General features: G+C 63.9%; 23 protein-coding genes. 17 read left to right on the top strand and 6 right to left on the bottom strand.

Annotation, left to right across the window (positions count from 1 at the left end):
* The first annotated feature begins 25 nt into the window (after window positions 1-25).
* Both LB566_RS06575 and LB566_RS06580 read left to right on the top strand, forming a co-directional pair.
* Complete coding sequence (locus LB566_RS06575) at window positions 26-1,150, top strand: DUF2333 family protein (RefSeq protein WP_140516950.1); 1,125 nt, start codon at window positions 26-28, stop codon at window positions 1,148-1,150.
* Between the two features lie 392 nt (window positions 1,151-1,542).
* Window positions 1,543-3,222 carry a formate--tetrahydrofolate ligase gene (locus LB566_RS06580; protein WP_140549826.1) on the top strand — a complete coding sequence of 560 codons (1,680 nt, stop codon included), beginning with the start codon at window positions 1,543-1,545 and terminating at the stop codon, window positions 3,220-3,222.
* A 68-nt stretch (window positions 3,223-3,290) separates the two neighbouring features.
* Here the strand turns inward: LB566_RS06580 and LB566_RS06585 are convergent, their stop codons facing one another.
* Window positions 3,291-3,935, bottom strand: a complete 645-nt coding sequence (locus LB566_RS06585; RefSeq protein WP_224623794.1) for a cysteine hydrolase family protein — start codon at window positions 3,933-3,935, stop codon at window positions 3,291-3,293.
* Between the two features lie 136 nt (window positions 3,936-4,071).
* Between LB566_RS06585 and LB566_RS06590 the strand changes: the two genes are divergently transcribed.
* A complete protein-coding gene (locus LB566_RS06590) occupies window positions 4,072-5,067 on the top strand; it encodes a helix-turn-helix domain-containing protein (RefSeq protein WP_224623795.1) in 996 nt (331 codons plus the stop codon).
* A gap of 14 nt (window positions 5,068-5,081) precedes the next feature.
* On the opposite strand, the gene LB566_RS06595 is transcribed toward LB566_RS06590, so the two are convergent.
* A complete protein-coding gene (locus LB566_RS06595; protein ID WP_224623796.1) occupies window positions 5,082-5,639 on the bottom strand; it encodes a sugar O-acetyltransferase in 558 nt (185 codons plus the stop codon).
* A gap of 133 nt (window positions 5,640-5,772) precedes the next feature.
* On the opposite strand from LB566_RS06595, the gene LB566_RS06600 reads away from it, so the two are divergent.
* The 6 genes from LB566_RS06600 (at window position 5,773) to LB566_RS06625 (ending at window position 13,493) form a co-directional block, all read left to right on the top strand.
* Complete coding sequence (locus LB566_RS06600; RefSeq protein WP_224624112.1) at window positions 5,773-6,234, top strand: DUF4126 domain-containing protein; 462 nt, start codon at window positions 5,773-5,775, stop codon at window positions 6,232-6,234.
* Entirely contained in the window at window positions 6,231-7,607 is a 1,377-nt protein-coding gene (locus tag LB566_RS06605) for an FAD-containing oxidoreductase (RefSeq protein ID WP_224623797.1), read from the top strand. Before LB566_RS06600 ends, LB566_RS06605 begins: the two co-directional genes overlap by 4 nt.
* Before the next feature lie 193 nt (window positions 7,608-7,800).
* A complete protein-coding gene (locus LB566_RS06610; RefSeq protein WP_224623798.1) occupies window positions 7,801-8,979 on the top strand; it encodes an MFS transporter in 1,179 nt (392 codons plus the stop codon).
* A 92-nt stretch (window positions 8,980-9,071) separates the two neighbouring features.
* Window positions 9,072-10,127: a succinylglutamate desuccinylase/aspartoacylase family protein gene (locus LB566_RS06615; RefSeq protein ID WP_224623799.1), complete on the top strand. Its 1,056-nt coding sequence runs from the start codon at window positions 9,072-9,074 to the stop codon at window positions 10,125-10,127.
* Between the two features lie 223 nt (window positions 10,128-10,350).
* Window positions 10,351-12,540 carry an anthranilate synthase gene (locus LB566_RS06620; protein ID WP_224623800.1) on the top strand — a complete coding sequence of 730 codons (2,190 nt, stop codon included), beginning with the start codon at window positions 10,351-10,353 and terminating at the stop codon, window positions 12,538-12,540.
* A gap of 26 nt (window positions 12,541-12,566) precedes the next feature.
* The gene (locus tag LB566_RS06625) at window positions 12,567-13,493 is read left to right on the top strand and encodes a cation diffusion facilitator family transporter (RefSeq protein WP_411910461.1); all 927 of its coding nucleotides are present in this window, start codon (window positions 12,567-12,569) and stop codon (window positions 13,491-13,493) included.
* A gap of 58 nt (window positions 13,494-13,551) precedes the next feature.
* Here the strand turns inward: LB566_RS06625 and LB566_RS06630 are convergent, their stop codons facing one another.
* Together LB566_RS06630 and LB566_RS06635 are read right to left on the bottom strand one after the other, a co-directional pair.
* Window positions 13,552-13,944 (bottom strand): hypothetical protein, encoded by a 393-nt coding sequence (locus LB566_RS06630; protein WP_224623802.1) that lies wholly within the window; start codon window positions 13,942-13,944, stop codon window positions 13,552-13,554.
* Window positions 13,945-14,012: 68 nt separating this feature from the next.
* Complete coding sequence (locus LB566_RS06635; RefSeq protein WP_224623803.1) at window positions 14,013-14,642, bottom strand: hypothetical protein; 630 nt, start codon at window positions 14,640-14,642, stop codon at window positions 14,013-14,015.
* 99 nt (window positions 14,643-14,741) lie between these two features.
* Between LB566_RS06635 and LB566_RS06640 the strand changes: the two genes are divergently transcribed.
* The 4 genes from LB566_RS06640 (at window position 14,742) to LB566_RS06655 (ending at window position 17,744) form a co-directional block, all read left to right on the top strand.
* Window positions 14,742-15,179, top strand: coding sequence for a DsrE family protein (locus LB566_RS06640; RefSeq protein ID WP_224623804.1), 438 nt, complete (start codon window positions 14,742-14,744; stop codon window positions 15,177-15,179).
* A gap of 58 nt (window positions 15,180-15,237) precedes the next feature.
* Complete coding sequence (locus tag LB566_RS06645; protein ID WP_224623805.1) at window positions 15,238-16,029, top strand: SDR family NAD(P)-dependent oxidoreductase; 792 nt, start codon at window positions 15,238-15,240, stop codon at window positions 16,027-16,029.
* 63 nt (window positions 16,030-16,092) lie between these two features.
* Window positions 16,093-16,401: a putative quinol monooxygenase gene (locus LB566_RS06650; RefSeq protein WP_140549813.1), complete on the top strand. Its 309-nt coding sequence runs from the start codon at window positions 16,093-16,095 to the stop codon at window positions 16,399-16,401.
* A 239-nt stretch (window positions 16,402-16,640) separates the two neighbouring features.
* Window positions 16,641-17,744, top strand: coding sequence for an AbrB family transcriptional regulator (locus tag LB566_RS06655; protein WP_224623806.1), 1,104 nt, complete (start codon window positions 16,641-16,643; stop codon window positions 17,742-17,744).
* A 40-nt stretch (window positions 17,745-17,784) separates the two neighbouring features.
* On the opposite strand, the gene LB566_RS06660 is transcribed toward LB566_RS06655, so the two are convergent.
* Complete coding sequence (locus tag LB566_RS06660; protein ID WP_224623807.1) at window positions 17,785-18,861, bottom strand: siderophore-interacting protein; 1,077 nt, start codon at window positions 18,859-18,861, stop codon at window positions 17,785-17,787.
* A 541-nt stretch (window positions 18,862-19,402) separates the two neighbouring features.
* On the opposite strand from LB566_RS06660, the gene leuA reads away from it, so the two are divergent.
* The 4 genes from leuA (at window position 19,403) to LB566_RS06680 (ending at window position 24,958) form a co-directional block, all read left to right on the top strand.
* Window positions 19,403-21,139 (top strand): 2-isopropylmalate synthase, encoded by a 1,737-nt coding sequence (gene leuA, locus LB566_RS06665; protein ID WP_140549810.1) that lies wholly within the window; start codon window positions 19,403-19,405, stop codon window positions 21,137-21,139.
* A gap of 182 nt (window positions 21,140-21,321) precedes the next feature.
* Window positions 21,322-23,097, top strand: a complete 1,776-nt coding sequence (locus tag LB566_RS06670; RefSeq protein WP_224623808.1) for a tetratricopeptide repeat protein — start codon at window positions 21,322-21,324, stop codon at window positions 23,095-23,097.
* A gap of 326 nt (window positions 23,098-23,423) precedes the next feature.
* The gene (locus tag LB566_RS06675) at window positions 23,424-24,227 is read left to right on the top strand and encodes an alpha/beta fold hydrolase (RefSeq protein WP_224623809.1); all 804 of its coding nucleotides are present in this window, start codon (window positions 23,424-23,426) and stop codon (window positions 24,225-24,227) included.
* Between the two features lie 113 nt (window positions 24,228-24,340).
* The gene (locus LB566_RS06680; protein WP_224623810.1) at window positions 24,341-24,958 is read left to right on the top strand and encodes a hypothetical protein; all 618 of its coding nucleotides are present in this window, start codon (window positions 24,341-24,343) and stop codon (window positions 24,956-24,958) included.
* Here the strand turns inward: LB566_RS06680 and LB566_RS06685 are convergent.
* Window positions 24,942-25,865, bottom strand: a complete 924-nt coding sequence (locus LB566_RS06685; protein WP_224624113.1) for a metallophosphoesterase family protein — start codon at window positions 25,863-25,865, stop codon at window positions 24,942-24,944. The genes LB566_RS06680 and LB566_RS06685 overlap by 17 nt on opposite strands.
* Window positions 25,866-25,899 lie beyond the last annotated feature (34 nt).

The following is a 25,899-nucleotide window of genomic DNA, read 5'->3' on the forward strand; positions in this document are numbered from 1 at the left end:
TTATGCTTTGAGGGGTGACACAGCCATGCTCGATCCGATCGTGAACTTCTTCGTCAGGATTTTCCAATGGATCGGCCGCGGCATCGGCCTCCTGATCGGCGTCATCTTGTGGCCGTTCATGTGGGCCGGCCGCTGGTATGCGCAGCGCGGTTGGATCCTCAAGGCCGTGCTCGGCCTCGCCCTGTTGGTGCTGCTCGGCCTCTACGCCAATTTCTTCTACGCCACCCAGTGGTGGAACAATTTCAACCCGAGCTATCCCGACACCTACACGTTCGAGAAGCGCAACATCTCGGCGGGCGAACAGGTAGCCGCTGGTGCCGGTGCCGACACTGCCAGGACCTGTGGCAACTCCGGCATCGCCCAGATTGCCGCCGACCTGACCGACTTCAACGTCAACCAGAATGCCTGGATCTCGTCGATGATCCTCTACAAGCTCGGCCTGTTCGGCATCAGCTGGGACAACACGCCGTGGATGGACAACAAGGCCTCATTCCAGCGCGGCATCAACCAGGCGGTGCGCCGCACCGCGACCGAGCTCGCCGACAATCTCGGCCGTGTGCGCACGACATCGCAGATCGATGCCGACCTGCAGGATGCGCGCGGCAATCTGCAATTCGACGAGTACACCTGGTATTTCGGTGTAAGCCCGTTCGGCCCGAAGACGCCGACCCCGAGCTATTATCGAGACGCCGTGCGCAAGCTGCGCTCCTTCAACGCCCGCCTCGCCACCTGCCAGGCCACCTTCGATGCCCGCGCCGACAATCTGAAGCAATATATCGACCGTATCGCCAGCGATATCGGCTCGACCTCGGCCATCCTCAAGGAACGTGCCGAAAACCATAACAATGGCTGGTTCGATTTCCGCGCCGACGACCGCTACTGGTTCGCCTATGGCCAGCTCTACGCCTATTACGGACTGATGAAGGGCGCGCAGGCCGACTTCGAGGACGTCATCAAGGAAAAACACCTGCAGAGCCTGTGGGATACGATGGACGCGCAGTTCGTCTCGGCGCTGCGCATCCAGCCCTTCATCATCGCCAATGGCCGCGAGGACGGCTGGCTCCTGCCCACGCATCTGACGACCATGGGTTTCTATGTGCTCAGGGTGCGTTCCAACATGGTCGAAATCAGCAACGTGCTGACGCAGTAAGGCTGGTCGGCCCAATGCATGTGGCCCAAAAGTGGCCCGGCCTGGGGAGAACGGCATGTATGGAAACAAATGCCTGAAGCGCGATGCGCTTTAGGCCGACGATGGCGGATTCGCGCCGCCTTGTCTGTCGCATTCCGTGCATTGCGCGGCTGTTTTGAGACGGCGGACGCGTCCCCGCTCTGGCTTCTATACGGCGCGGCAAGCGGAGCCAGAAAGAACCGGAGGCAGGTCGGTCCGCCGCAGAGGAATTTTCTTCATAGGAAACATAGTTGCATGAAAGTTGACGCCACGGCAGCGAGAGGGCTAGAACATGCCCTTGCCCGCGCGGCGTATCGAACATGCACCAGTGATCAACCCGTCCCCTCCACCGTCCAATCCAGAGGAAAGCCGTCATGGCAGAAGTGAAGTCCGACATCGAGATCGCCCGCGGTGCGAAGAAAAAACAGATCCAGGAGATCGGCGCCAAGATCGGCATCCCGACCGAACACCTTTTGCCCTATGGCCATGACAAGGCGAAGGTCTCCGCCGAATTCATCAAATCGGTGAAGGGCAACAAGGACGGCAAGTTGATCCTCGTCACCGCCATCAACCCGACCCCGGCAGGCGAAGGCAAGACGACCACCACCGTCGGCCTCGGCGACGGCCTGAACCGCATCGGCAAGAAAGCGATCATCTGCATCCGCGAAGCCTCGCTCGGTCCGAATTTCGGCGTCAAGGGCGGGGCCGCCGGCGGCGGTTATGCGCAGGTGGTGCCGATGGAGGACATGAACCTCCATTTCACCGGTGACTTCCATGCCATCACGACGGCGCACAACCTCCTGTCGGCGTTGATCGACAATCACATCTACTGGGGCAATGAGCTCGGCATCGACACCCGCCGCGTTGCCTGGCGCCGCGTCATGGACATGAACGACCGGGCGCTGCGCGAGATCATCTGCTCGCTCGGCGGCGTCGCCAACGGCTATCCGCGCGAGGCCGGGTTCGACATCACCGTCGCGTCGGAGGTCATGGCCATCCTGTGCCTCGCCACCGACCTGAAGGACCTGGAGAAGCGTCTGGGCGACATCATCGTCGCCTATCGCCGCGACAAGTCGCCGGTCTATGCCCGCGACCTCAAGGCCGACGGCGCCATGGCCGTGCTGCTCAAGGACGCCATGCAGCCGAACCTGGTGCAGACGCTGGAGAACAATCCGGCCTTCGTGCATGGCGGCCCGTTCGCCAACATCGCGCATGGCTGCAACTCGGTGGTCGCCACCACGACGGCGCTCAAGCTTGCTGACTACGTCGTCACGGAAGCCGGCTTCGGCGCCGACCTCGGCGCGGAAAAATTCTTCGACATCAAGTGCCGCAAGGCCGGGCTGAAACCGGCGGCGGCGGTCATCGTCGCCACCGTACGCGCCATGAAAATGAATGGTGGCGTCAAGAAGGAAGACCTCGGGAAGGAAAACATCGAGGCGGTGAAGAAGGGCTGCGCCAACCTCGGCCGCCACATCGAGAACATCAGGCAGTTCGGCGTGCCGGCGGTAGTTGCCATCAACCACTTCTACTCCGACACAGATGGCGAAATCCAGGCGATGAAGGATTATGTCGCCTCGATGGGCGAAGAGGCGATCCTGTGCAAGCACTGGGCCAACGGCTCGGCCGGCATCGAGGATCTCGCCAAGAAAGTGGTGGCGCTGGCCGAATCCGGTGCCTCGCAGTTCGCGCCGCTCTATCCCGACGCCATGCCGCTGTTCGAGAAGGTCAACACCATCGTCCAGCGCATCTATCGCGGCTCGGAAGCGATCGCCGACAAGTCGGTGCGCGACCAGTTGCACGCCTGGGAGCAGGCCGGCTACGGCCACTTGCCGGTCTGCATGGCCAAGACGCAGTATTCCTTCTCGACCGACCCGAACCTGCGCGGCGCGCCGACCGGCCACACCGTACCAGTGCGCGAGGTCAGGCTTTCGGCGGGTGCCGGCTTCGTCGTCATTATCTGCGGCGAGGTCATGACCATGCCCGGCCTGCCCAGGGCGCCGTCGTCGGAAAAGATTTTCCTCAACGAAGCCGGCCAGATCGAAGGCCTGTTCTAGAAATCCTCAATTCCAAAAAGTGCGAAGGGCGCCGCAGCGAGGCGGCGCCCTTTCTGTTTCCGGAAATCCTACGCAGCGTTGCGCGACAGCGCCCGCTGGTTGGAGCCGAAGATCGTGTCGCGTTCCGGCAAGGTGCCGGTCTTCAGGCACTCGATCCATTCGGCGGTCTTGAGCACGGCGGCGAAGCGCGACTGCAGGATGATTGTCACCACGCGGTGAATCTCCTCGGCCGAGGCATAGCCGGCGCTGTTGGCGTAAGGCACCGACCCGGTCGCGTCGGACAGGAACTCGACGGCAAAGCCCATATGCACGGCGTGGATGATGGTCGACAGGTCGCAATTATGCGTCATGTAGCCGACCACCACGATCGTATCGACAGCGTTGGCGCGCAGCCACTCTTCGAGATCGGTGCCGGTGAAGGCGGAAGGCAGCGTCTTCTCGACATAGTAGTCGCGTGGCCGCCTCGATATCTCGGGATGCAACTCCGCGCCTTGGCTGCCCTTGGCGAAGATTGGTGACGTCTCCGGCGCCATCTGCTTTACGACCACCACCTTGATGCCGACCGCGGCTGCCGCGTCCATGGCGCGCGCCACGTTGACGACGCTGTCGCGGAACGGCGGATGCTGGATGGCGAGATTGCCGCCGTCATAGTCATTCTGGACGTCCACGACGACGAGCGCGCGGCGCGGCGTCTTGCTGGCTGGTTCGGACATGATGCATTCCTTTCAGGCTTGATGTGATGCCCCGAGCATAGGTCCGCCACCATCGGACGAAAGTGGCCCGATTGACATCATTCGAAAGAATTGGGACAATCCGGCATAACCTCGCGCAGAAATCCCTGGCACAGACATGACCCACCCGATCGTCGCCGTCCTCGCCTTCGACGGCATCAGCCCGTTCCATCTCTCCGTGCCTTGCCTGGTGTTCGGCGAAGATCGCACATCGTTCGGCCTGCCGCGCTTCGACTTCCGCATCTGCGCGATCGAGGCCGGTCCGGTCCACACCGAGGCCGGGCTGAGCGTCGCCGCGCCGCATGGGCTTGAGGGCCTCGATGGCGCCGACATCGTCACCGTGCCGAGCTGGCGGGATCTCGAAGACCCGCTGCCGGAACCGCTGACGCAGGCACTGCGGCGGGCCCACCGCAATGGTGCCCTGATCGTCGGCCTTTGCCTGGGAACATTCGCAGTCGCTGCTGCCGGACTGCTTGGCGGTCGGCGTGCGGCCACGCATTGGGCCTATGCCGAGCGGCTTCAGAAGCTTCATCCCGACATCGTCGTGGATGCCGAGGTGCTCTATGTCGACAATGGCGACGTGGTGACGTCGGCCGGCGTCGCGGCCGGGCTCGACTGCTGTCTCCACATCATCCGCGCCCGCTACGGCGCCGAGGCAGCACTGCGGCTCGCGCGGCAGATCGTGCTCTCCCCGCACCGGCAAGGCGGACAGGCGCAGTTCATCGAGCGTCCGCTGGCGAGGAGCGCCGATACCGACAGGTTCACACTAGCACTGGATGCCGTGCGTGCGACGCTCTGCGAAGCGCACAGCCTGGACCGCGTCGCCGAAGCCGCCGGCATGACACGGCGCACCTTCACCCGCCGCTTCCAGAAATCGATCGGCACCAGTTTCGGCGACTGGCTGATCGAGCAACGGCTCGAACTGGCGCAGCGCCTGCTCGAGGCGACGGAAAAATCGATGGATGTCGTGGCCTTCGAGGCCGGCTTCGGCAGCGCCGCCTCGCTACGCCAGCATTTTTCGGCCCGTCTCAGGACCTCACCGGCGCAATACCGGCGTGAATTTTCCGGGCGAGCCGACCAGGGTGAAAGGATGGCGCAGGCCCTTTCGCACTGAGCGTCGGCGGGCATTCAATCGCGCTTGACCGCCCGCGCCGGATTGCCGACCACCGTCATGTTCGCGGCCACGTCGCGCGTCACCACCGCGCCGGCGCCGACGATGGCGCCCTCGCCGATGCTGACGCCACCGAGGATGACCGCACTGCCGCCGATCCAGGCATTGGCACCGATCTCGACCGGCCGCGCGACTTCCAGTCCGGCTTGCCGCCCGGCGACCTCCCTGTGATGCTCGGCGCAATAGATCTGCACATTGGGGCCGAGCAGCGTTCCCTCGCCGATGCGCACGCTTGCCGTGTCGAGAATGATGCAGCCGGCATTGAGAAAGACGCCGCCGCCCAGAAAGATGTTGAAGCCATAGGCACAGTGGAACGGCGCCTCGATGCGGGCGCCCTCGCCCGCGCCACCGAGCAGATCCCGCAAGGCCGGCCCGATGTTGCCGCGCTGACGGGGCGCAAGCGAATTGTGCTCGAATACGGCGCCCGCTGCCACGCCGCGCAGCGCCTCCAGTTCGTCATCCATGCACGTATACCACTCGCCCGCCGCCATTTTTGCGCGTTCGCTCTCAGCCATGCGGTGCCTCCGTCATCATTGCCACGCACGGTTGCGGCGCATGAAAACGCCGATGCAAGTGCTGGCCAAATACCGGACCTATGGTAGCCTGCCGTTTCAGGGCTGTCCCGGCCCGGGATCGAGGGGGATCGACATGCTTTACATTCTCGCACTTCTGATCGGCATCATTGCCGGCCTGCGCGCCATGACGGCGCCGGCCGCCGTCGCCTGGGGCGCCTGGCTCGGGTGGCTGCCGGTTGCCGGCACCTGGGCCAGCTTCATGAGCCATTGGGCCGCTGTCGGCATTTTCACGATCCTGGCCATCGTCGAGCTGGTCACCGACCAGTTGCCGTCGACGCCGAGCCGCAAGGTGCCGCAGCAATTCGGCGCCCGCATCCTGCTCGGCGCCTTCAGCGGCGCGGTCATCGGTGCGACCAGCGGCGCCACGGTCGTCTGCTTGATCGCCGGCGCCATTGGTGCCGTTCTCGGCACGCTAGGTGGCGCTGAAGCACGGGGCCGGCTGGCGGCCGCTTTCGGCAAGGACCAGCCAGCGGCCTTCATCGAGGACGCGGTCGCGATCGTCGGCGGCCTCTTGATCGTGGCGGCTGTGGCATGACGGCGAAGACCTTCGACGCCATCGTCATCGGCGGTGGCCAGGCCGGCCCTTCGCTGGCCGGCCGGCTGACCTCGGCCGGCATGAGCGTGGCGCTGATCGAGCGCAAGCTGGTCGGCGGCACCTGCGTCAACACCGGCTGCATGCCGACCAAGGCCATGGTCGCCAGTGCCTATGCCGCGCATCTGGCGCGGCGCGCCACAGACTATGGCGTGACCCTTTCCGGCCCGGTCGGCGTCGACTATGCCAGGGTCAAGGCGCGCAAGGACAAGGTGTCGAACGACGCCCGCGGCAATCTGGAGACCTGGATCGCCGGCATGGACAAATGCACGCTCTATCGCGGCCATGCGCGTTTCGAATCTGCCAACACGGTGCGCGTCGGCGATGAGCTCCTGACCGCCGGCAAGATCTTCCTCAACACCGGCGGCCGCGCCTCGGTGCCGGACCTGCCCGGCATCCACGACATCGACTATCTCACCAACTCCTCGATGATGGAGCTCGACGTGCTGCCGCGCCACCTCGTGGTGGTCGGCGGCAGCTACATCTCGCTCGAATTCGCGCAGATGTTCCGGCGCTTCGGCGCGGAGGTCACGATTGTCGAAAAGGGCTCGCGCCTGATCGGCCGCGAGGACGAGGATGTGTCCGACGCCATCCTGTCGATCCTGGAAAACGAAGGCATCATGGTCCATCTCGGCGCCGACGCCATAAGCTTCGCCAGGCAGGGCGAGGATATTGCCGTGGCCTTCTCCGCCGGCAAGCCGCCGGCCGTCGGCTCACATGTGCTCTTGGCGCTGGGGCGAACGCCCAATACCGACGATCTCGGTCTCGACAAGGCCGGCATCGAGGTCGACAAACGCGGCTTCATCACCGTCGACGACCAGTTGCGCACCAGCGTGCCCGGCATCTGGGCGATGGGCGACTGCAATGGCAAGGGCGCCTTCACCCACACGTCCTACAACGATTACGAGATCGTCGCGGCCAATTTGCTCGACAATGATCCGCGCAAGGTCAGCGACCGCATCGAGGCCTATGCGCTCTACATCGATCCGCCGCTCGGTCGCTGCGGCATGACCGAGGCGGCGGTGAAGAGATCGGGACGCCGCGCGCTGGTCGGCCAGCGGCCGATGACCCGTGTCGGCCGCGCCGTCGAGAAAGGCGAAACGCAAGGCTTCATGAAGATCCTCGTAGACGCCGACACAAAGGAAATCCTCGGCTGCTGCGTGCTTGGCCCCGGCGGCGATGAAGCCGTGCATTGCGTGCTTGACCTGATGTACGCCAAGGCGCCTGTGGACACGCTGGCGCGCGCCATGCACATCCACCCCAATGTCTCGGAACTGCTGCCCACCATCGCCCAGGAGTTGACGCCGCTGGTCTGAACTTCGGCTTCAGCCGGTCGGTTCGGCCGCTTGGCTGGGTTCGGTCAGGGTCGTTTAGGCGGCACGGCACAAGCACCGCTGCCAGTGCCTCTTTGCTCTCCGCTTTCTGCATTGCTGCATTGCGGCAATGGCGCTTGTGCGCCATGGAGCGCTCGCGCAGTTTCCATTTGAACCGATTCAGCCTGGACCTCCCATGCCTTTGCCGATCCTTGCGCTTGCCATTGCGTCCTTCTGCATCGGCACCACCGAATTCGTCATCATGGGCCTGCTGCCTGAGGTCGCCGCCGACCTCGGCGTGACCATTCCCGCTGCCGGGCTGCTGGTCACGGGCTATGCGCTGGGCGTGGTCTTCGGCGCGCCAATCGTGGCGATTGCCACCGCGCATCTGCCGCGCAAGCCGGTGCTGGTCGGACTGGCCGCGCTGTTCGTCGTCGGCAACCTGCTCTGCGCCATCGCGCCCAACTACTGGATGCTGATGGGCGCGCGCGTCTTCACCGCCTTTGGCCACGGCGCCTTTTTCGGCATCGGCTCGGTCGTCGCCGCCAGCCTGGTACCCCGCAACAAGCGCGCCAGCGCAATCGCGCTGATGTTTGCCGGCCTGACGCTGGCCAACATCCTCGGCGTTCCCGCCGGAACGGCGCTTGGCGAAGCCTTCGGCTGGCGCGCCACCTTCCTGGCGGTGGTCGGCATCGGGCTGATCTCGGTTGCTTCCATCGCGTGGCTGGTGCCGTCGGATGTCACCGAGCCAAGCGGCGGCGGCCTGCGCGGCGAATTGCGCGTGCTGGGCAAGCTGCAGGTGTGGCTGGCCATGCTGATCGCGGCGCTCGCCTCAGCCAGCCTGTTTGCCGTCTTCACCTACATCAAGCCCTATCTCACCGACGTGTCCGGCCTCTCGACTTCAGCGGTGACCTGGGTGCTCTTGCTGTTCGGCGCCGGCATGACCATCGGCAACATCATCGGCGGCCGGCTGGCCGACTGGAAGCTGATGCCGACGGTCATCGGCACGATGCTGCTGCTGGCGGTCCTGTTTGTCGGCTTCATGCAGTTCGGCGCCATCGCCAGTGTCGCCGTCGGCATCGTCTTCCTCTGGGGCATGCTCGTCTTCGTCGTCGTGCCGCCGCTGCAGATCCGCGTCGTGGAAGCCGCTTCCGAGGGACCGAACCTTGCCGCCACGTTGAACCAGGGCGCCTTCAACGTCGGCAACGCCAGCGGCGCCTGGATCGGCGGCGTGGCGCTCTCCTGGGGCGTTTCCTATGCCAACCTGCCGCTGGTGGGCGCGGCACTCGCTCTGCTGGCGGTTGCCGTGGCCATAGCCTCGCGGGCACTGGACCGGCGTGCTCCGACCGTCGCTTTTCAGCCTGCTGCGCAGTAGCTGCTTGCGCCCATAGCGCGACAGTCTGGACCAATCGACAAGCGCACCGTCGAAGAGGCATGTCCTTCTCGCCTCTCGACGGAGAAAGACCCATGCAGAAATCGATCGAACGCATAGCCGGCGACAGCGAAGGCGTTTCCTACGAATTCCCGCTGTTTCGTTTCGCTGGAACGGACGAATCCGCACCCTCGGCCTATCTGCAGGCGGCACTCCATGCCGGCGAACTGCCTGGAGTCGTCGCCATTGACGCGCTGATGCCGATGCTGGCCAGGGCCGAGGCGGAGGGGCGCATCAAGGGCGACATCACCATCGTGCCTTGGGCCAACCCTATCGGACGCGCCCAGTATCATTTCGGCGAACATCAAGGCCGTTTTCATCTGGGCACGCGCACCAACTTCAACCGCGGTTTTCCGCTGCTCGCCGCGCCCGACGCGGCACTCTTGCCCGACACCGCGCATGGCACGCCCGACCAAAGGCTGAAGACGAGACTGGTGCAGCTTTCGCTCGGCCACGACATCGTGCTCGACCTGCACTGCGACGACGAAGGCCTTGCCTATCTCTACATCCACACCAGCCTGTGGCCGGCAATGGCCGATTGCGCCGCCGCCATGGGCGTCGAGGCGGTGGTGCTGTGGAGTGAAGACACGGACGGCACTTTCGAGGGCGCCTCGATCATGCCCTACCAGAACGTTCCCGCCGATGTGGCGAAGCTCGACCGGCGCGTCGTCACCACGGTCGAATATCGCGGCATCCTCGATGTCGATGGCGCGTTCGCGGCGTCCGACGCCGCGGGGCTCTACCGGCTGCTGGCGACGCGCGGCGTGGTCGCCGACCCGGCCCTGCCCTCACCCGGTGCCTTCACCGGGGTTGTCGCACCGCTCGAAAACATCGACATGATGCCGGCGCCCCGGGCGGGTGCCGTGCTTTACGACGTGGAGCCCGGCGACCGCGTGGCCAAGGACACGCGGCTTGCCGTCATCGTCCACGCACCGGGCGAAGCTGATGGCCGCACCGAGGTGTTCGCGCCGCAGGCCGGCATCGTCCTGACCCGGCGCTCGCGCCGCATCATCCGCGCCGGCGAGGATCTGTTGAAACTGGTGGGCGACAGGAAGAGCGCCGACGCAAGGTCCGGCACCCTGGAAGATTGAGCCTCCATCGAATCCAGTTGCGTGGTCGCTCAATCGCCGCTATGGGAATCGCCATGAACATGCGTTCGATCAAGACCGTTTGGTGGTGGGCCTGCTGACAGCGGCCTGTTCGAACGCGTGCGCGTGAAAAGAGAGGGTGGCCGCAGCGGAATGTCCGGGCGGCCATTTGTTTTTTCCAAAGCCATTCCCGGGTCCGTTGCCCAAGAAGCTGATGGAGACGGCAATGACGATGAAGGTTCTGGACAACGGCGCAGAGAGTTTTGTGACCGGGGGTGGCATCACCATCACCCGCGAGCGCCACGACCGGCCTTATGAAGGCGCCATCGACGCCTATGTCGACGGGCTGAATGCGCGCCGGGGCGCGGTGTTCTCTTCGAACTATGAATATCCCGGCCGCTATACGCGTTGGGACACCGCTATCATCGACCCGCCCCTGGTGATCTCGGCGCGTGGACGGTCCATGCGCATCGAGGCGCTGAACCGGCGAGGCGAGGTGCTTCTGCCGGTCATCGTCAAGACGCTCGGCGATATCGCCGAGATCGCGATCGCCGAGGCGTCGAAAAAGCTGATCCGCCTCGACGTCGCCAAGCCGGGCCGTGTCTTCACCGAGGAAGAGCGCAGCCGCGTTCCTTCCGTTTTCACGGTGCTGCGCGCCATCACCGCCTTGTTCAAGACCGCCGAAGACGCCAATCTCGGCCTTTACGGCGCCTTCGGCTACGATCTCGCCTTCCAGTTCGACCCAGTCGACTACAAGCTCGAACGCAAGCAAAGCCAGCGCGATCTCGTGCTGTTCCTGCCCGACGAGATCCTGGTCGTCGATCATTATTCGGCCAAGGCCTGGACCGATCGATATGACTACGCCGGCAAGGGTTTTTCGACCGAAGGCCTGCCGCGCGACGAGATCGCCGAGCCGTTCAAGACCGCCGACCGCATCCCGCCGCGCGGCGACCATGAACCCGGCGAATACGCCAATCTTGTGCGCCGCGCGATGGACAGCTTCAAGCGCGGTGACCTGTTCGAGGTCGTACCCGGGCAGATGTTCTACGAACGCTGCGAGACCCAACCCTCCGAAATTTCGCGCAAGCTGAAGTCGATCAACCCCTCGCCCTATTCCTTCTTCATCAATCTGGGCGAAGGCGAATACCTGATCGGCGCTTCGCCCGAAATGTTCGTGCGCGTCAACGGCCGTCGTGTCGAGACCTGCCCGATCTCGGGCACGATCAAGCGTGGCGACGACGCCATTTCGGATAGCGAGCAGATCCTGAAACTGCTCAATTCCAAGAAGGACGAATCCGAGCTGACCATGTGCTCGGATGTCGATCGCAACGACAAGTCGCGCGTCTGCGAACCGGGTTCGGTGCGCGTCATTGGCCGCCGCCAGATCGAGATGTATTCGCGGCTTATCCACACGGTTGACCATATCGAGGGCAGGCTGCGCGAAGGCATGGACGCCTTCGACGCGTTTCTCTCGCACGCCTGGGCGGTGACCGTTACCGGCGCGCCGAAACTATGGGCCATGCGCTTCATCGAGCAGAACGAGAAGAGCCCGCGCGCCTGGTATGGCGGCGCCATCGGCATGGTCAACTTCAACGGCGACATGAACACCGGCCTGACACTGCGCACCATCCGCATCAAGGACGGCATTGCCGAGGTGCGTGCCGGCGCCACATTATTGTTCGACAGCATTCCCGAGGAAGAAGAAGCCGAAACCGAACTGAAGGCATCCGCCATGCTCTCCGCCATCCGCGACGCCAAGACGGGCAATGCCGCCAGCACCGAGCGCACCACCGCGCGCGTCGGCGACGGCGTCAACATCCTGCTCGTCGACCATGAAGACAGCTTCGTCCACACGCTGGCCAATTACTTCCGCCAGACCGGCGCCAATGTCTCGACCGTGCGCACCCCGGTGCCGGAAGAAGTTTTCGACCGGCTGAAGCCGGATCTCGTCGTGCTGTCGCCCGGTCCCGGCACGCCGAAGGATTTCGACTGCGCCGCCACCATCGCACGAGCGCGCGCCCACGAGCTGCCGATCTTCGGCGTCTGCCTCGGCCTGCAGGCGCTGGCCGAGGCTTATGGCGGCGAATTGCGCCAATTGCACATTCCCATGCACGGCAAGCCGTCGCGCATTCGCGTCTCCAAGCCCGGCATCATCTTCTCCGGCCTGCCCAAGGAAGTCACCGTCGGCCGTTACCATTCGATCTTCGCCGATCCGGTGCGGCTACCCGACGATTTCGTGGTCACCGCCGAGACCGAAGACGGCGTCATCATGGCCTTCGAGCACCGCAAGGAGCCGATCGCCGCGGTGCAATTTCATCCGGAATCGATCATGACGCTCGGCCACAATGCCGGCATGCGCATCATCGAGAACATCGTCGCCCACCTGCCGCGCAAGGCCAAGGACAAGGCCGCCTAGAGACGATGGTCGAAACGCGGGACACGATGGCGGTCGCGGCGAAGGCCGCGACCAAGCGCAAGGTCGCAAAACTTGCCTTCTGGTCGATCGTCGTCGCTTGTGTGGTGCTCGCACTCAAGCTTGCCGCCTGGTACATCACCGGTTCCGTCGCACTCTATTCGGACGCGCTGGAATCGATCGTCAACGTCATCGCCTCGGCCGCCGCGTTCTGGGCGATCCAGGTGAGCTACAAGCCAGCCGACCAGGACCATCCGTTCGGCCACCACAAGGCCGAGTATTTCTCGGCCGTTCTGGAGGGTGTGCTGATCGTGGTGGCGGCACTCCTGATCCTGAACGAGGTCTGGCAATCCTGGCTCAATCCCGTCCCGCTCGAGCAGCCGTGGAAAGGCCTTGCCGTCAACGGTGTGGCGACGGTCATAAACGCCTTCTGGGCCTGGGCGCTGATTCATACAGGGCGCAACGCAAGATCGCCGGCACTGGTCGCCGACGGCCAGCACATCATGACCGACGTCGTGACCTCGGTCGGCGTCTTCGCCGGCCTGGTCGGCGCGGTGCTGACCGGATGGCAGATCCTCGATCCGGCGCTGGCCGTGATCGTCGCGCTGAACATTCTTTGGCAGGGCTGGCATGTTATCGGCTCGTCGATGAACGGGCTGATGGACCGCGCTGTCGATACCCAGGAGCACATGCGCATCCGCGACATCATTTCGGCCAATTGCAAAGGCGCGCTCGAAGTGCACGACCTCAAGACACGCATCGCCGGCCGCGCCACCTTCATCGAATTCCATCTGGTCGTCGATGCCGACATGTCGGTCGGCGCCAGCCATGTCATCTGCGACCGCATCGAGGATGCGCTGCAGGCGGAAATCCCTTCCGTGCGCGTCACCATCCATGTCGAGCCCGATGATGAAGCCAAGCTGCCCAAGGGCACGACGGCGGTGCCGTTCGCGTGAGGTGGTTTCCCGCCACGACCTTGGAAAATTAGCCGAAGCTTCTCGACTTCGCGGGCGCTTACGGCGCGCAGGCTGATTGCGGCATCGGCTGCAGCCGGTAGACCTTGTCGTCGGACGTCGTCTTGCCGTTGGCCGCGGTCGAACACAGGTCAAGGATGGGCAGGCTGTTGTTGGGATTGGCCAGCATCATCGTGCCGTTGGCGCCGCGCTTGAGGAAGATTTCCTTCTGCGCGATGTCGCAGGCAAAATCGCTCACCTTCGAGCTCGCCGCGCAGCGCCACTGGTCGGCCTCGCCCTGGCAGGAATAGGCCTGCGTGACCTTGCCCAACTTTTGTCGCGTCGTGACCGAAACGGCGATGTCGGCGCCGTCAGGCCAATTGGGAAGGTCGCCGCCCGCCGCGAAGGAAGCCAGTTCGACCGGCCCACGGAACACGCGGATCGACTGCGTCACCTGGTCGGGATGCGAGCCGAAATGCGCGGCATCGTAGTCGCGGCCGTAGCAGAAAGCCTGGTCCGGCTTCAGCCGCTCGCGCAGCGGGGCCCGAGCGCCGGATCGATCGGGTCGATGCGGGCGAATTCCGCCTTGCAGGTCGCGGCCGGCATGGGGTCGAGGCGGAACTTGTCGTCCTGCGAGCCCAGCGCCTGCCTGTTGTATTCAGTGGTGCCGAGTTCCTCTTCCGAACCGGCATCGAGATAGATATCGGGCTGCAGGTCCGACAGGATCAGCCGGCCTTCGTCGTCGACCTTCAGCGACGCCAACGTGCGGTCGCATTCCATGCCGCAGTGGATCGGGCCTGGCGTGCCCTCCTCGGATTGGTGATTGCACCAGCCGCCTGCCCATTCCGGAGCCTGGGCGCCACGCACCGTGGTGGTGACGAAGCCATTGTAGGACGTGTCGGCATTCGCGGCCGGTTCCTCGTTCGGCCTGCTGACCGGATCATGGCCATAGTAGAAGAAGATCCGGGCCACCTTCTGCTCCGGATGCGCCTTGAGGTGCTTGGCATCGTAAATGCGGCCGAAACAGGCGTCCTGACCGTTGGGACTGAGTTCGGTGAGCTTGGCGGCCTCGTCAGCGAAAGCCGTCGCGCCCAGCAGAGTCAACAAAGCCGCTCCGGACAGGACGCTTGCCAGTCTCTGTTCGAACGCCATGTGACCCCTCCGCATCGGCAGGACGCGACATCAATTTATGCTACACTCGGCGCCGCGGCCACGCAATTCGCGGCCATCAGTCAACGGGGGACCATTGTCATGCGCCGACGCGACATGTTCCGCGCGATTCTCGCCGGAGCCGGTACGCTGATTGGGCTCCGGACCGCGCAAGCCGCGACCACCGGGCCTACGAGATTGAAGGTCGCCTACCATCTCAGCGACCTCGACAAGGTCAATTTTGTCCTCGGCAACATCAAGAACCACTACGAAGGCACTGGCGGCAATGTCGATATCGCGCTGGTCGTCCATGGCCCGGCTCTTGCCGGTTTCAAGTCGACGGGGGTATCGGCGGCGATCTCCGGTCGTTTCACCGGTCTCGTCCAGCAAGGGCTCGATCCGCATGCCTGCGCCAACACCATGCAGGGCATGGATATTTCCCTCGCCGACCTGCTCGACGGGTTTCATGCGGCTGACAGTGGCGGTGTCGTCAAGCTCGCCGAACTGCAAAGCCGGGGCTATGCCTATCTCAGGCCTTGAAGCTGCATGGACTTGAATGCAAGGGTGGCAAGACCCACGAAAACCCGGAGGAACGACAGTGCCAGCGACGACCATTCCCCTTGGGCTTGTCATTCCCGATCTCGCCGACAAGGCGGTGCTGGTCACCGGTGCCTCGACCGGCATCGGTGCGGCACTCGCCTTGGCCTATGCGGCGCAGAAATGTCTCGTCGCACTGCACTACAATTCCAGCCGTGACGCCGCCGAGAAACTCGGCAAGGCCATCCGCGACAATGGCGGCGAGGTGTTTCTCGTGCAGGGCGATTTTTCACTGGCCGCCGACGTCGAGCGTGTCGTCGAGGAGAGCGCGCAGCATTTCGGCCGTCTCGACGGCTTGGTCAACAATGCCGGCGGCATGCTCGGCCGCGTGCCCTACGCCGAACAGACAGAGGCGCATTACGACGCGGTGATGGATCTCAACGCGCGTTCGGTGCTGACCGCCTCACGCAAGGCGATGCCGTGGCTGAAGAGACAGGGCGGCTTCATCGTCAACACCTCCTCGATCGCAGCGCGCAACGGCGCCGGCGGCGGCGCCGGGCTCTACGGCTCGGCCAAGGCCTTCGTCTCCAACGTCACGCGCGGCATGGCCAAGGAACTGATCGGCTTCGGCATTCGCGTCAACGCGGTGGCGCCCGGCACCATCCTCACCCCGTTCCACGACCGCTATTCGACCGAAGAGCAGATCAGGGGTATGGTTGCCACCATTCCGCAAGGACGCGCCGGCACGGCTGAAGATTGCGTCGGTGCTTATCTGTTCCTCTCTTCCGATTTGTTGAGCGGCTACATTACCGGCCAGGTGATCGAGGTGAATGGTGGCCAGTTGATGCCTTGAGCCGCGACCTGCATACTGGCGAACGGCATACTCTTGTCGAAAACGCTGAAGGGAGACGAAGGGATGTACGGTCTGATCGGCAAGATGCGAGCGGCCCGCGGCCAGCGCGACGCTGTCATGGACGTCCTGCGCGCCAGCACCGGCGCCCTGCCCGGCTGCCTGAGCTATATCGTTGCCACCGACCCGGCCGATGCCGATGCCATCTGGGTCACAGAAGTGTGGACTGACCAGGCAAGCCACAAAGCCTCACTGCAGCTTCCCGAAGTCCAGGCGGCCATCGCCAAGGCGCGGCCTTTCATCGCCGGCTTCGAGTTCCAGGTGGAAACCAATCCCGTCGGCGGCTTCGGATTGGCCGACACCACAACCGGCTGACCGGATGGGCGACCCGATAACGACAATCGGAGCCATGGCCCAAAGATTCCTTTGATCGAATCCTGATCGCCCAGGCAATGGTGGACGGCATTACCTCTGACGATGGACGATCTTGTCGCCAGCTGTCCAGGTCCTGTTCGAAGGCTTTGACTGGGACCCCCCAGTAAAACCAGCCACGAGTGTCACAGCTTTTGGCGTCGCAGGGTTGCATCGTGCCGCTTCGAGTCTAAGACCAGAACATGGATTCCTCGCCCAAGCAGCCATCTCCGGGCCAAGCCGCCGTCGAGCGCATGGCGCGCATGCCCAAGCCTTGGCAATGGCTGGCCCTCCTCGTCATTTCCGTGCTGTTTGTCGGTGCGCTCGAACTGGCCGCCTTGCCGGCGGCGCTGCTGATCGGGCCGATGCTGGCGGCCATCGTCGCCGGCACCAACGGCGCCACGGTGCGCGTGCCGCGGCTTCTGTTCGGCTCCGCCCAGGCAATCGTCGGCTGCCTCATCGCCGCTTCGATCTCGGCCGACATTTTTCGCGTCTTCTACGCCGAATGGCCGCTGTTCCTCGGTGCCGTGACAGCCACTGTCGCGGCGTCCAGCCTGCTCGGCTGGCTGATCAGCCGCTGGCGCATCCTGCCCGGCACGACCGCCGTCTGGGGATCCTCCCCAGGCGCGGCCACCGCAATGGTGCTGATGGCCGGCGCTTTCGGCGCCGACCAGCGGCTCGTCGCCTTCATGCAGTATCTGCGCGTCATCTTCGTCTCGATGACGGCGGCGCTCGTGGCCAAGATGTGGGTTGACACGTCGGGCATCGAGGTGCCGCCCATCGTCTGGTTTCCGCCGCTCGACGCCCAGGCCTTCGCCGCAACCATCGGCATCGCGCTGGTCGGCGGGCTGGCGGGAAAGCTTTGCCGGCTGCCTTCGCCCTTCTTTCTGGGCACCTTCATCTTCGGCGCTGTCATCCACCTTGGCCTCGGCGTACCGATGCAATTGCCGCCATGGCTGCTGGCTGTCAGTTACGCCATGGTCGGATGGTCGATCGGGCTGAACTTCACCAGGCCGATCCTGCGCCATGCGACACGGGCCCTGCCGCAGATCGTCGCTTCGATCGTGGCTCTGATCGCCTTTTGCGGCGGCCTCGGCTTCATGATCAGCTATCTGCTCGGCATCGATCCGCTGACCGCCTATCTCGCCACCAGCCCCGGCGGCATGGACAGCGTCGCCATCATCGCCGCCGCCGCCCAGAACGTCGACATCTCCTTCATCATGGCGCTCCAGTCGGCGCGTTTCCTGATCGTGCTGCTTGTCGGCCCGAGCATCGCGCGGCTGGTGGCGCGCACGGTGAAGGAATAGGCTGCTCCGCTCCGGCTGCCGGCACACTTATGGATTGTTCCTAATCTTCGTCGTCGCCCTCGGCCCGCGCGTCGCGACGCCAATAGGCCGTTACCAGGTGCCGATCGCGGCCCAGGCCCCACTCCTTGCGCACGATCTTGCGGATCTCCCGGAAGTCGGTGAACTCGCATCCGGCCCAGACGTAGAGGCTATCGGCAAGCGTCATGTGGCTGCGCTCGCGCAGGGCGGCCGTCAGCAGGCCGGCGGTGCCGGCCGGGCGGTCGTGCCGGTAAAGCCAGGTGATGTCGATGTTGTCGCCTTGCGCCAGCGCGATGCGGTCGTCCGGGCCGTCGACCTCGATGAGCGCCTCGACGCGGGTTGACGGCCGCAGTTCCTCCAGAATCCGGCCAATTGCCGGCAGCGCGGTGTCGTCGCCGACCAGCAGCAGGGTTTGCGCCGTCGGCGTCTCGCCGCCGCTTGGCCCGACCATGCCGATGACGTCTCCCGCCACCGCGTTCTGCGCGAATGTGGCGGCGGGCGTGTCATGGCCGGGGTGCAGCACGAAGTCGACATCGAGCCAACCGCTTGTCGGATCCACCGCCCGGATCGTGTAGATGCGCACGGTGAGCGCATCCTCACCGGCAGGCCACACAAGCAGGCCGTCGGCGCCCATCGAGGGCCAAACGGGCGGCCTGCCCCGCGGCGGCAGCAGCAGCCGGATGTGCAGGCCGCCATGGGTAAACCGGCCAAGATCATCGCCTGCAAAGCGCAGGCGCTGCATGTGCGGAGAAATCCGCGTTGAGGAGACCACCGTGATTTCGCGGAAGAAGATCGGCGTGCCGGTGTCGCGGCCATCGCCTTGCCAGCGCAGTCCGCTCGTCGTTCCGAGATGCTGCGCGACGTGGCCGGCGACCGTCATCTTCATGTAGGAGAGGCAGGTTTCGTCTATAGCCGAGACGCGGATCAGCATGGAGTCGCCCTCGAGTGCCGCGCTCAGCGAACCGTAGTACAGGCGAAGTTCCCATCGATCGGCAACACCGGTCTCGACCTCGAATTCGCTGTGCTCGGTGCGCAGCCGGTCCATCACCGACCTGATCGCCGCATCATTGATCCGGGTTTGCGCTCGCAGTTGGTCCATCGTTCGCGTCCTTCGAAACGGTTTGAAGCAATAGGCCGCAAGACGGCCGCGCCGGCAGCGGCATGCCATAGACGTTCCGAAGTTTCCACAGAAACTTGAATACTTAAGTCATATTATATACTGAACCGCTACACCTCGTTGGCGGCCAGGTCCGGCCTTCGGCTGTTGGAGGGTCACGCACGTCGGCGACGACGTCAGGCGGGACATGGTCCGGCACGCTCCCGGCTGTCGGCATGGCTCTCGGTACTGCTTGCCTCCGGCTGGCCGCTCCTGTATGAAACCGCCATGAACACGCGCGCCACCACCGCTTCCCGTCAGACCGGCTTTGCCGGCGAGACCGTGCGCGCGCTTGCCTCGACGCTGCTTCTTCTCGGCCTTATCGGCGATCGCCGGGTTCGCTGAAGGAGCGCCCGGCGGTCGAGCCGCCGCGCAAGCGCATGCTCCTTGGCAGTCACATCAAGCGAACGAAAAACTGGTAAAAGGCGCCACTCGCCACCCATCCGCCTGAAGGCGGATTCGAGGGTCGCTGGGAGAAACGACGATGAACGCACGAGAAGAAATCCGCGTAAGCGAGGCCCCGGCGGGCCAGCAGAACGGCGGCATGCCGGATGCCGCCCGCAAGTACCAACCCTACCCAATCGTCGGCCTCACCGACCGGACCTGGCCCTCGAAAGTGATCGACAAGGCGCCCATCTGGTGCTCGGTCGACCTGCGTGACGGCAACCAGGCGCTGATCGACCCGATGGGCCACGAACGTAAGGCGCGCATGTTCGCGCTGCTGCTCGACATGGGTTTCAAGGAGATCGAGATCGGCTTCCCTTCGGCCTCGCAGACCGATTTCGACTTCGCCCGCTGGTGTATCGAAGAGGGCAGCGTACCGGCCGACGTTTCGCTTCAGGTTCTGGTGCAGTGCCGGCCCGAACTGATCACCCGCACCTTCGAAGCGCTCAGAGGCGCCACCAACCCGATCGTGCATTTCTACAATTCGACCAGCGAGCTGCAGCGCCGCGTCGTCTTCGAGAAGGACGTCGCCGGCATCAAGCGGATCGCCACCGATGCCGCCAAGATGATCACCGACATGGCAGCCAATGCCGGCGGCGGCTACCGTTTCGAATACTCGCCCGAAAGCTTCACCGGCACCGAGCTCGAAGTGGCGCTGGAGATCTGCAACGCGGTCACCGAGATCGTGAAGCCGACGCCTGACAACAAGCTCATCATCAACCTGCCGTCGACCGTCGAGATGTCGACGCCCAATATCTATGCGGACCGCATCGAGTGGATGTGCCGCAATCTCGACAGACGCGAGAACCTGATCATTTCGCTGCACCCGCATAATGACCGTGGCACCGGCATCGCCACCACCGAGCTCGGCCTGATGGCCGGAGCCGATCGCGTCGAAGGCACGCTGTTCGGCAATGGCGAGCGCACCGGCAATGTCGACATCGTCACGCTGGCGCTCAACATGTACACGCAAGGCGTCGATCCGGAGCTGGACTGCTCCGATATCAACCGGATGAAGGATGTCTACGAATATTCGAACCAGCTGAAGATTCCCGAGCGCCATCCCTATGTGGGCGAACTCGTCTACACCGCCTTTTCCGGCTCGCACCAGGATGCCATCAACAAGGGTATGAAGGCGCTGAAGAAGGCCAACACGCCAGTGTGGGAGGTTCCCTATCTGCCGATCGACCCGGCCGATGTCGGCCGCAGCTACGAAGCCATCATCCGCATCAACTCGCAGTCCGGCAAAGGCGGCATCGCCTATGTGCTGCAGGCGGATTACGGGCTCAACCTGCCGCGCAACCTGCAGATCGAGTTCAGCCAGGCAATCCAGGCGATCACCGATGCCGAAGGCAAGGAAGTGCCGGCCAGGCGCATCTATGAGCGCTTCCTCGATACCTATGTCGACCAGCCGGGCGCCAGGCTGAAATTCCTCGATCACCACACCTATCCGGACACCGAGGTAAAGGGCCGACGCGTTGTCGAGGCGGTCATTCTCGACAACGGCAAGGAGATGACGATATCAGGCACAGGCACAGGCCCGATCGACGGCTTCGTCGATGCGCTGTCGCGCCATGTCGGCGTCGATATGTCGGTGCTCGACTATTCCGAGCACTCGATGCAGCGCGGTTCGAACGCCTCGGCAATTTCCTACGTCGAGATGGAATATCCCGACGGCAAGCTCTTCGGCGCCGGCATCAACACCAATATCGTCGCTGCCTCGCTGGAGGCCGTGGTGTCCGCCGCCAACCGGATTATCGGCAAAAGAGCCGGTTGATACAGGCCCGGAACGACATCGGGACCATCGTCATTTGGCGATTGGTCCCGACCTCTGTGTCATTAACCACCGGGAAATTATCCGGTGTGGTACGCGATCGCATAATATGTGTATGCTTGTACGGTGGTGCGGTAACGATATGATCGCGCCTCAACCTGTGCCGACTTCGAGAGGATCGACACTTGCAGCATGCCACGCCTGCCGCCCCCGCAGTGCGCGATACACTGGAGCGACTGCTTGCCAGCGAAACGTTCGGAAGATCCGAGCGCGCGCGCAAACTGCTTCGCTATCTCGTCGAGCGCGAGCAGGCCGGGGAAGCCGACAGACTCAAGGGCTTTTCCATCGCCATGGATGTTTTCGGCAAGGACGGCGATTTCGATCCGTCCACCGATGCCGTCGTGCGGGTGCAGGCGGGCCGGCTGCGTGAGTTGCTGCAACATTATTTCGCCAATGAAGGCATTGCCGAGCCGGTCCGCATAGCCATTCCGCGCGGCGGCTACGTCCCGGCCTACGAACTCAATGCGATCCGCTTGCCGCAAGCAGCGGAAACCGTCAGTCAGGCAGAGCCGACAGCCACCCTGCCCGAACAGTCCGGTGCCGCCGGTGACGCCGCACCCATGGCGGCCTTGCTCGGCCAGGTTCCTGCGGCAAGCCTCTCTGTGACACGCCATCTCAGGTTCTTCTGGATGGCGATCGCCGTGGTTATCGCCATGTTGGGCGTTCTGATCCTGCGCCAGGGCGGCGGTGCCTTGCTGGCGGGAGGCGACATCCCAGCAACGTTGGAGACCGCCGGCGAAACCGGCAGCATCACGCCGTCGCCCGTGGTCGAAGCGCTGCCGCTCGTCTACATCGCCCTCAAGTCCAATACTCCCAACGCCAGTCGCGTCGCCGCATCGCTGCGTGCCGGCCTGAGCGGCTTTGATACGATCGACTTCATCGGTCGCAACACCGTCAACAAGGCCGATCCGGTCGCCGATGCGACGAGTTTCATTTTCGATATCCTGCCTGGACCAGACGCGGGCGACGTTACAATCGAACTGCAAAGCTTGGCGTCCGGACGGGTGCTGTTGTCGCGCAACCTGACCGCCGCCGACAGCGCGCCAACCGTGGTCGAGGATCGCATATCCGGCATTCTCAGCGCGGCACTTCCCGCTTCTGGCACCATCTACAATTACATTGAGCAGTCCGGCGCGGAGACCGGCCTGACGCAGTGCCTGCTGCTTAACGACAAATACTATCTCGACCAGAACGCCAGGACTCACGAGACGGCCTATCGTTGCCTCGAAGCCCTTGCCAACAGTGGCGCGAAATCGTCGCTGGTTTATTCGGAACTCGCCTCATTGCATTTGGAGGCCGTGACCGACCACTATGCCTACCCACCGGACGCAACGATCGAGAAGGCGATGACGTTTGCCCATCGCGCCGTGCAGATGGGGCCGACCAGCCCGTACGCACATCGCTCCTACGGCTACATCAATTCGCGCCTCGGCAACGCCGACGAGGCCCTGCGATGGATGCGCAAGGCCCATGATCTCAACCCCTACGATCTCGCCATGGCCGCGGCCTATGGCTACGGGCTGGTTTTCGCTGGCCGGTACGCCGAAGGAACACCTCTTCTGGCGCATGCCGTGGATGCCTCGAGCGGCCACCCGACCTGGTGGGACTTTGGGCTTTTCGCCGGAGAATTAATGCTGGGCGATACCAGCAAGGCAGCGATAGCCAGCAGCGCTCTGAGAACCACTGCGGCGAAATCGCACTATCTCGCCGCCCGTCTGATCGGCGCCAAGATCAGCGGTCGGGACAAACAGGCACGCAGGCTGCTTGATGAGCTGATAACCGAGTTTCCGAAATTCGCCGCCAATCCGCGCGCAACCTTCATCGACAGAAAATATCCCGCCGATCTGACCGAGCGGCTCGTCGACGCCTTGCGTGCCGCCGGGCTCTTCAACGCGAGCTAGAGCCATTCCAGGGCAGCTAGTGCCGGTTTCCCTTCCGGGGTCGCGTAAAAGGCAAAGACTTCAAGCAGACGGCGATTCCATGGAATCCTGAAAGACCCCTAAAAGCGTTTCGCGTCGAAACGGATCCATGCGACACGCCTTAGGTCTTTTGTCTCGCGTGTCGTTCGCCCCAATCGAGGTCGCTTTTGGGGAGCGGCATCCACCAGCAGCCGGCTCGCTGTTCGGCCAATCGCCTAATCGCGAAAATTTTACTGGCGAATGCTCTGGACTAGGAGCAATTCAACCACATTTCCATCGCGCCTTCTTGAATAAAGCCTCAACCTTTCATGACTTCATCACTTTATGCCGACGAACGGGGTGTGGGTTCGAAGACCATCGTCCTGCTGCATGGTTTTGGCGGCAGCCACGATGTCTGGCGCGAGGTGATCTCCTTGCTGCCGCCTTCCGTACGCACATTGGCCTATGATCTGCCGGGACACGGCCTGTCGCTCGACTTTCCGTCGGCCGGACCGGCCAAGGTCGCGGCAAACGCCATCCTTGCCAACCTCTCCGCACGCGCGATCAAGCGCGTCCATCTCGTCGGCCATTCGATGGGCGGCGCGGTTGCAGCGCTGATGGCGTTGGCGGAGCCGGCAAAAGTCGCCTCGCTGACGCTTCTGGCGCCGGGCGGTTTTGGCCCCGAAATCAATGGGCCCTTGTTGCGCCGCTTTGCCCGCGCACAGGACCTGGCCGAAGTCCAGGCCTGCCTCGCCGCAATGTCGGGCCCTCGAGCCGCGCCCTCGCGTCTGATGGCCGAATTGCTGTGCGAAATGCGCGACCGCCCCGGACAAACGGAAAAGCTCGTCGAGATCGCGGCCGCCATGACCAGGGGCGATCGACAGGGCGCCATCCCACGCGAGCGGCTCGATGCGCTGAACATGCCGGTGATGGTGGCGTGGGGATCGGATGACGCCGTTCTACCCTTTACCCAGGTGGATGACCCGCCGGAGCGCTTCCATGTGCACCATGTGCTGGAGGCCGGCCATATGCTGGCCGAGGAAGCGCCCGACCTGATCGCCGAAATCATTCGCCGCAACAGCGATCGCCGCATGGGGCCGCATCGGGTGAAACTGTCCGCCGCGGCCAGCTGACTTCTTCGCGGTATGCGCCGCCTGCGCCGGTGCCCGGATGCCTTGATCTCGCCAGTGCATTTTGCCGGCGGCTGTGTTAACTCCATGTTAACCAAACCCGCGAGGCCACGCCCATGAAGGATGCAGGCGAAAAGATCATCGACCCATCGAGAAAATTGTCCGATGCCATTCGCGATGTAAAGAATGCCTTTGCCGATCGCGACGACGTCGTCGTCGACATGCGCGAGGCACATCGCATGCGGCTCGACCTTCTTGCCGCAGAACTCGCGCCCGTTTTTGCCGACGTTCCCGCCGACATGGACAGTTTCGACTTCGTCGTCTCGTCCGGCCTGCAGCCGCGCCTGTGGATCGACGCCGTCAGCCATGTCGCCATGGGGCGCGACCGCCGCACCTACAGGTTTCTGAAGGACACCCGCATCGGTCGCGTGGTGCTGGCTGAATCGAGCGACATGAAGCCGGTTGCCGATTCCGTGACGCGCTATGTCGCCGAGCGGATCGTCGAACGCCAGAGAATGATGGAAGGTGGCGTCGAGGCTGCCGTTCCCGGCATGAAGCGGCACGTGGTGCCGGAAGCCGAGCCTCCTTTGCGATCGCCGCCGCGCAACAAGGGCTGGTCGGCCGTCCTGTCCGGTCTTGGCCTGATCGCCGCAGGCGCGCTGGTGGGACTGGCGGTTTCGACCGTGCTGTTCTGGGACCGTATCGTGGCGCTGGGGCTCAGGTTGCGGCCATAGCCGGTTGCGCCCCGAGCTCCAGCGTCTGCAGATCCGAAGGCGGTATCGCCGGCCCGGTCAAGCCGCGCCGCGTCAGGCGGATGCGCCAATCGCCTTTTTCACCGTCTATGTCGAACAGATTGTACTGCGCCGCCGGAGCCTTGCCGCCGGGGGCCTGGCCGGCCGCGGCGACGCCGACCACCGGGACCTTGGCGTCGCGCGGGCCGATCTGAAACAGCGACGGCAGATGTGAATGGCCATGCAGGACGAGCTCGGCACCGTGCCGGCGAATGATTTTATGGAAGCGGGCGATGCCGAACAGCCGCTTGTGCTGCGGGACGGCGCCCCGCACCGGCGGATGATGGATCATGATCGCACGGAACAATCCTTGCTTCGCCGTCGCATCAAGCATTTTGCGCAGCCGCTCGGCCTGGCCTTCCATGAAGAAGCCGTTGGCCATAAAGGGTGCCGTGGCACGCGCCGTGGTGATGCCGATCAACGCGACATTGCCGCGCACGCGCAGATAGGGAAACGAATTGCGATCGACCGGACTGTTGACGCCGTCGCCCGTCATCCATGCCGCCCAAGACCGGCACACCTTGTCGAAGGCGCCAGGCACATAGGCGTCATGATTTCCCGGGACCACCGACACGTCATGCGGCGAGCCGAGCGTCTCCAGCCAGTGCTTGGCCATCTCGATCTCGCCGTCGAGTGCCAGGTTGACGAGGTCCCCGGTGACCGCGAGGTGATCGGGCGCGCTGGCCTTGATATCGGCCACGATGGTGTCGATGACGGCATCGTGCATGTGCCGGCGGCGGTTGCGCTGCCAGTTGACGTAGCCCAGCACCCGCTTGGAGGCGAGATCGCGATAGGTTACTTCAGGGAGTGGCCCCAAATGGATATCGGAAATATGCGCGAGCCTGAACATCTCTCCTTCATAGGCGACGCGCACGCGGCTTTCC

Origin of the sequence: Mesorhizobium sp. CA13 (assembly GCF_020165235.1) — a bacterium.
Classification (GTDB): Bacteria; Pseudomonadota; Alphaproteobacteria; order Rhizobiales; family Rhizobiaceae; genus Mesorhizobium.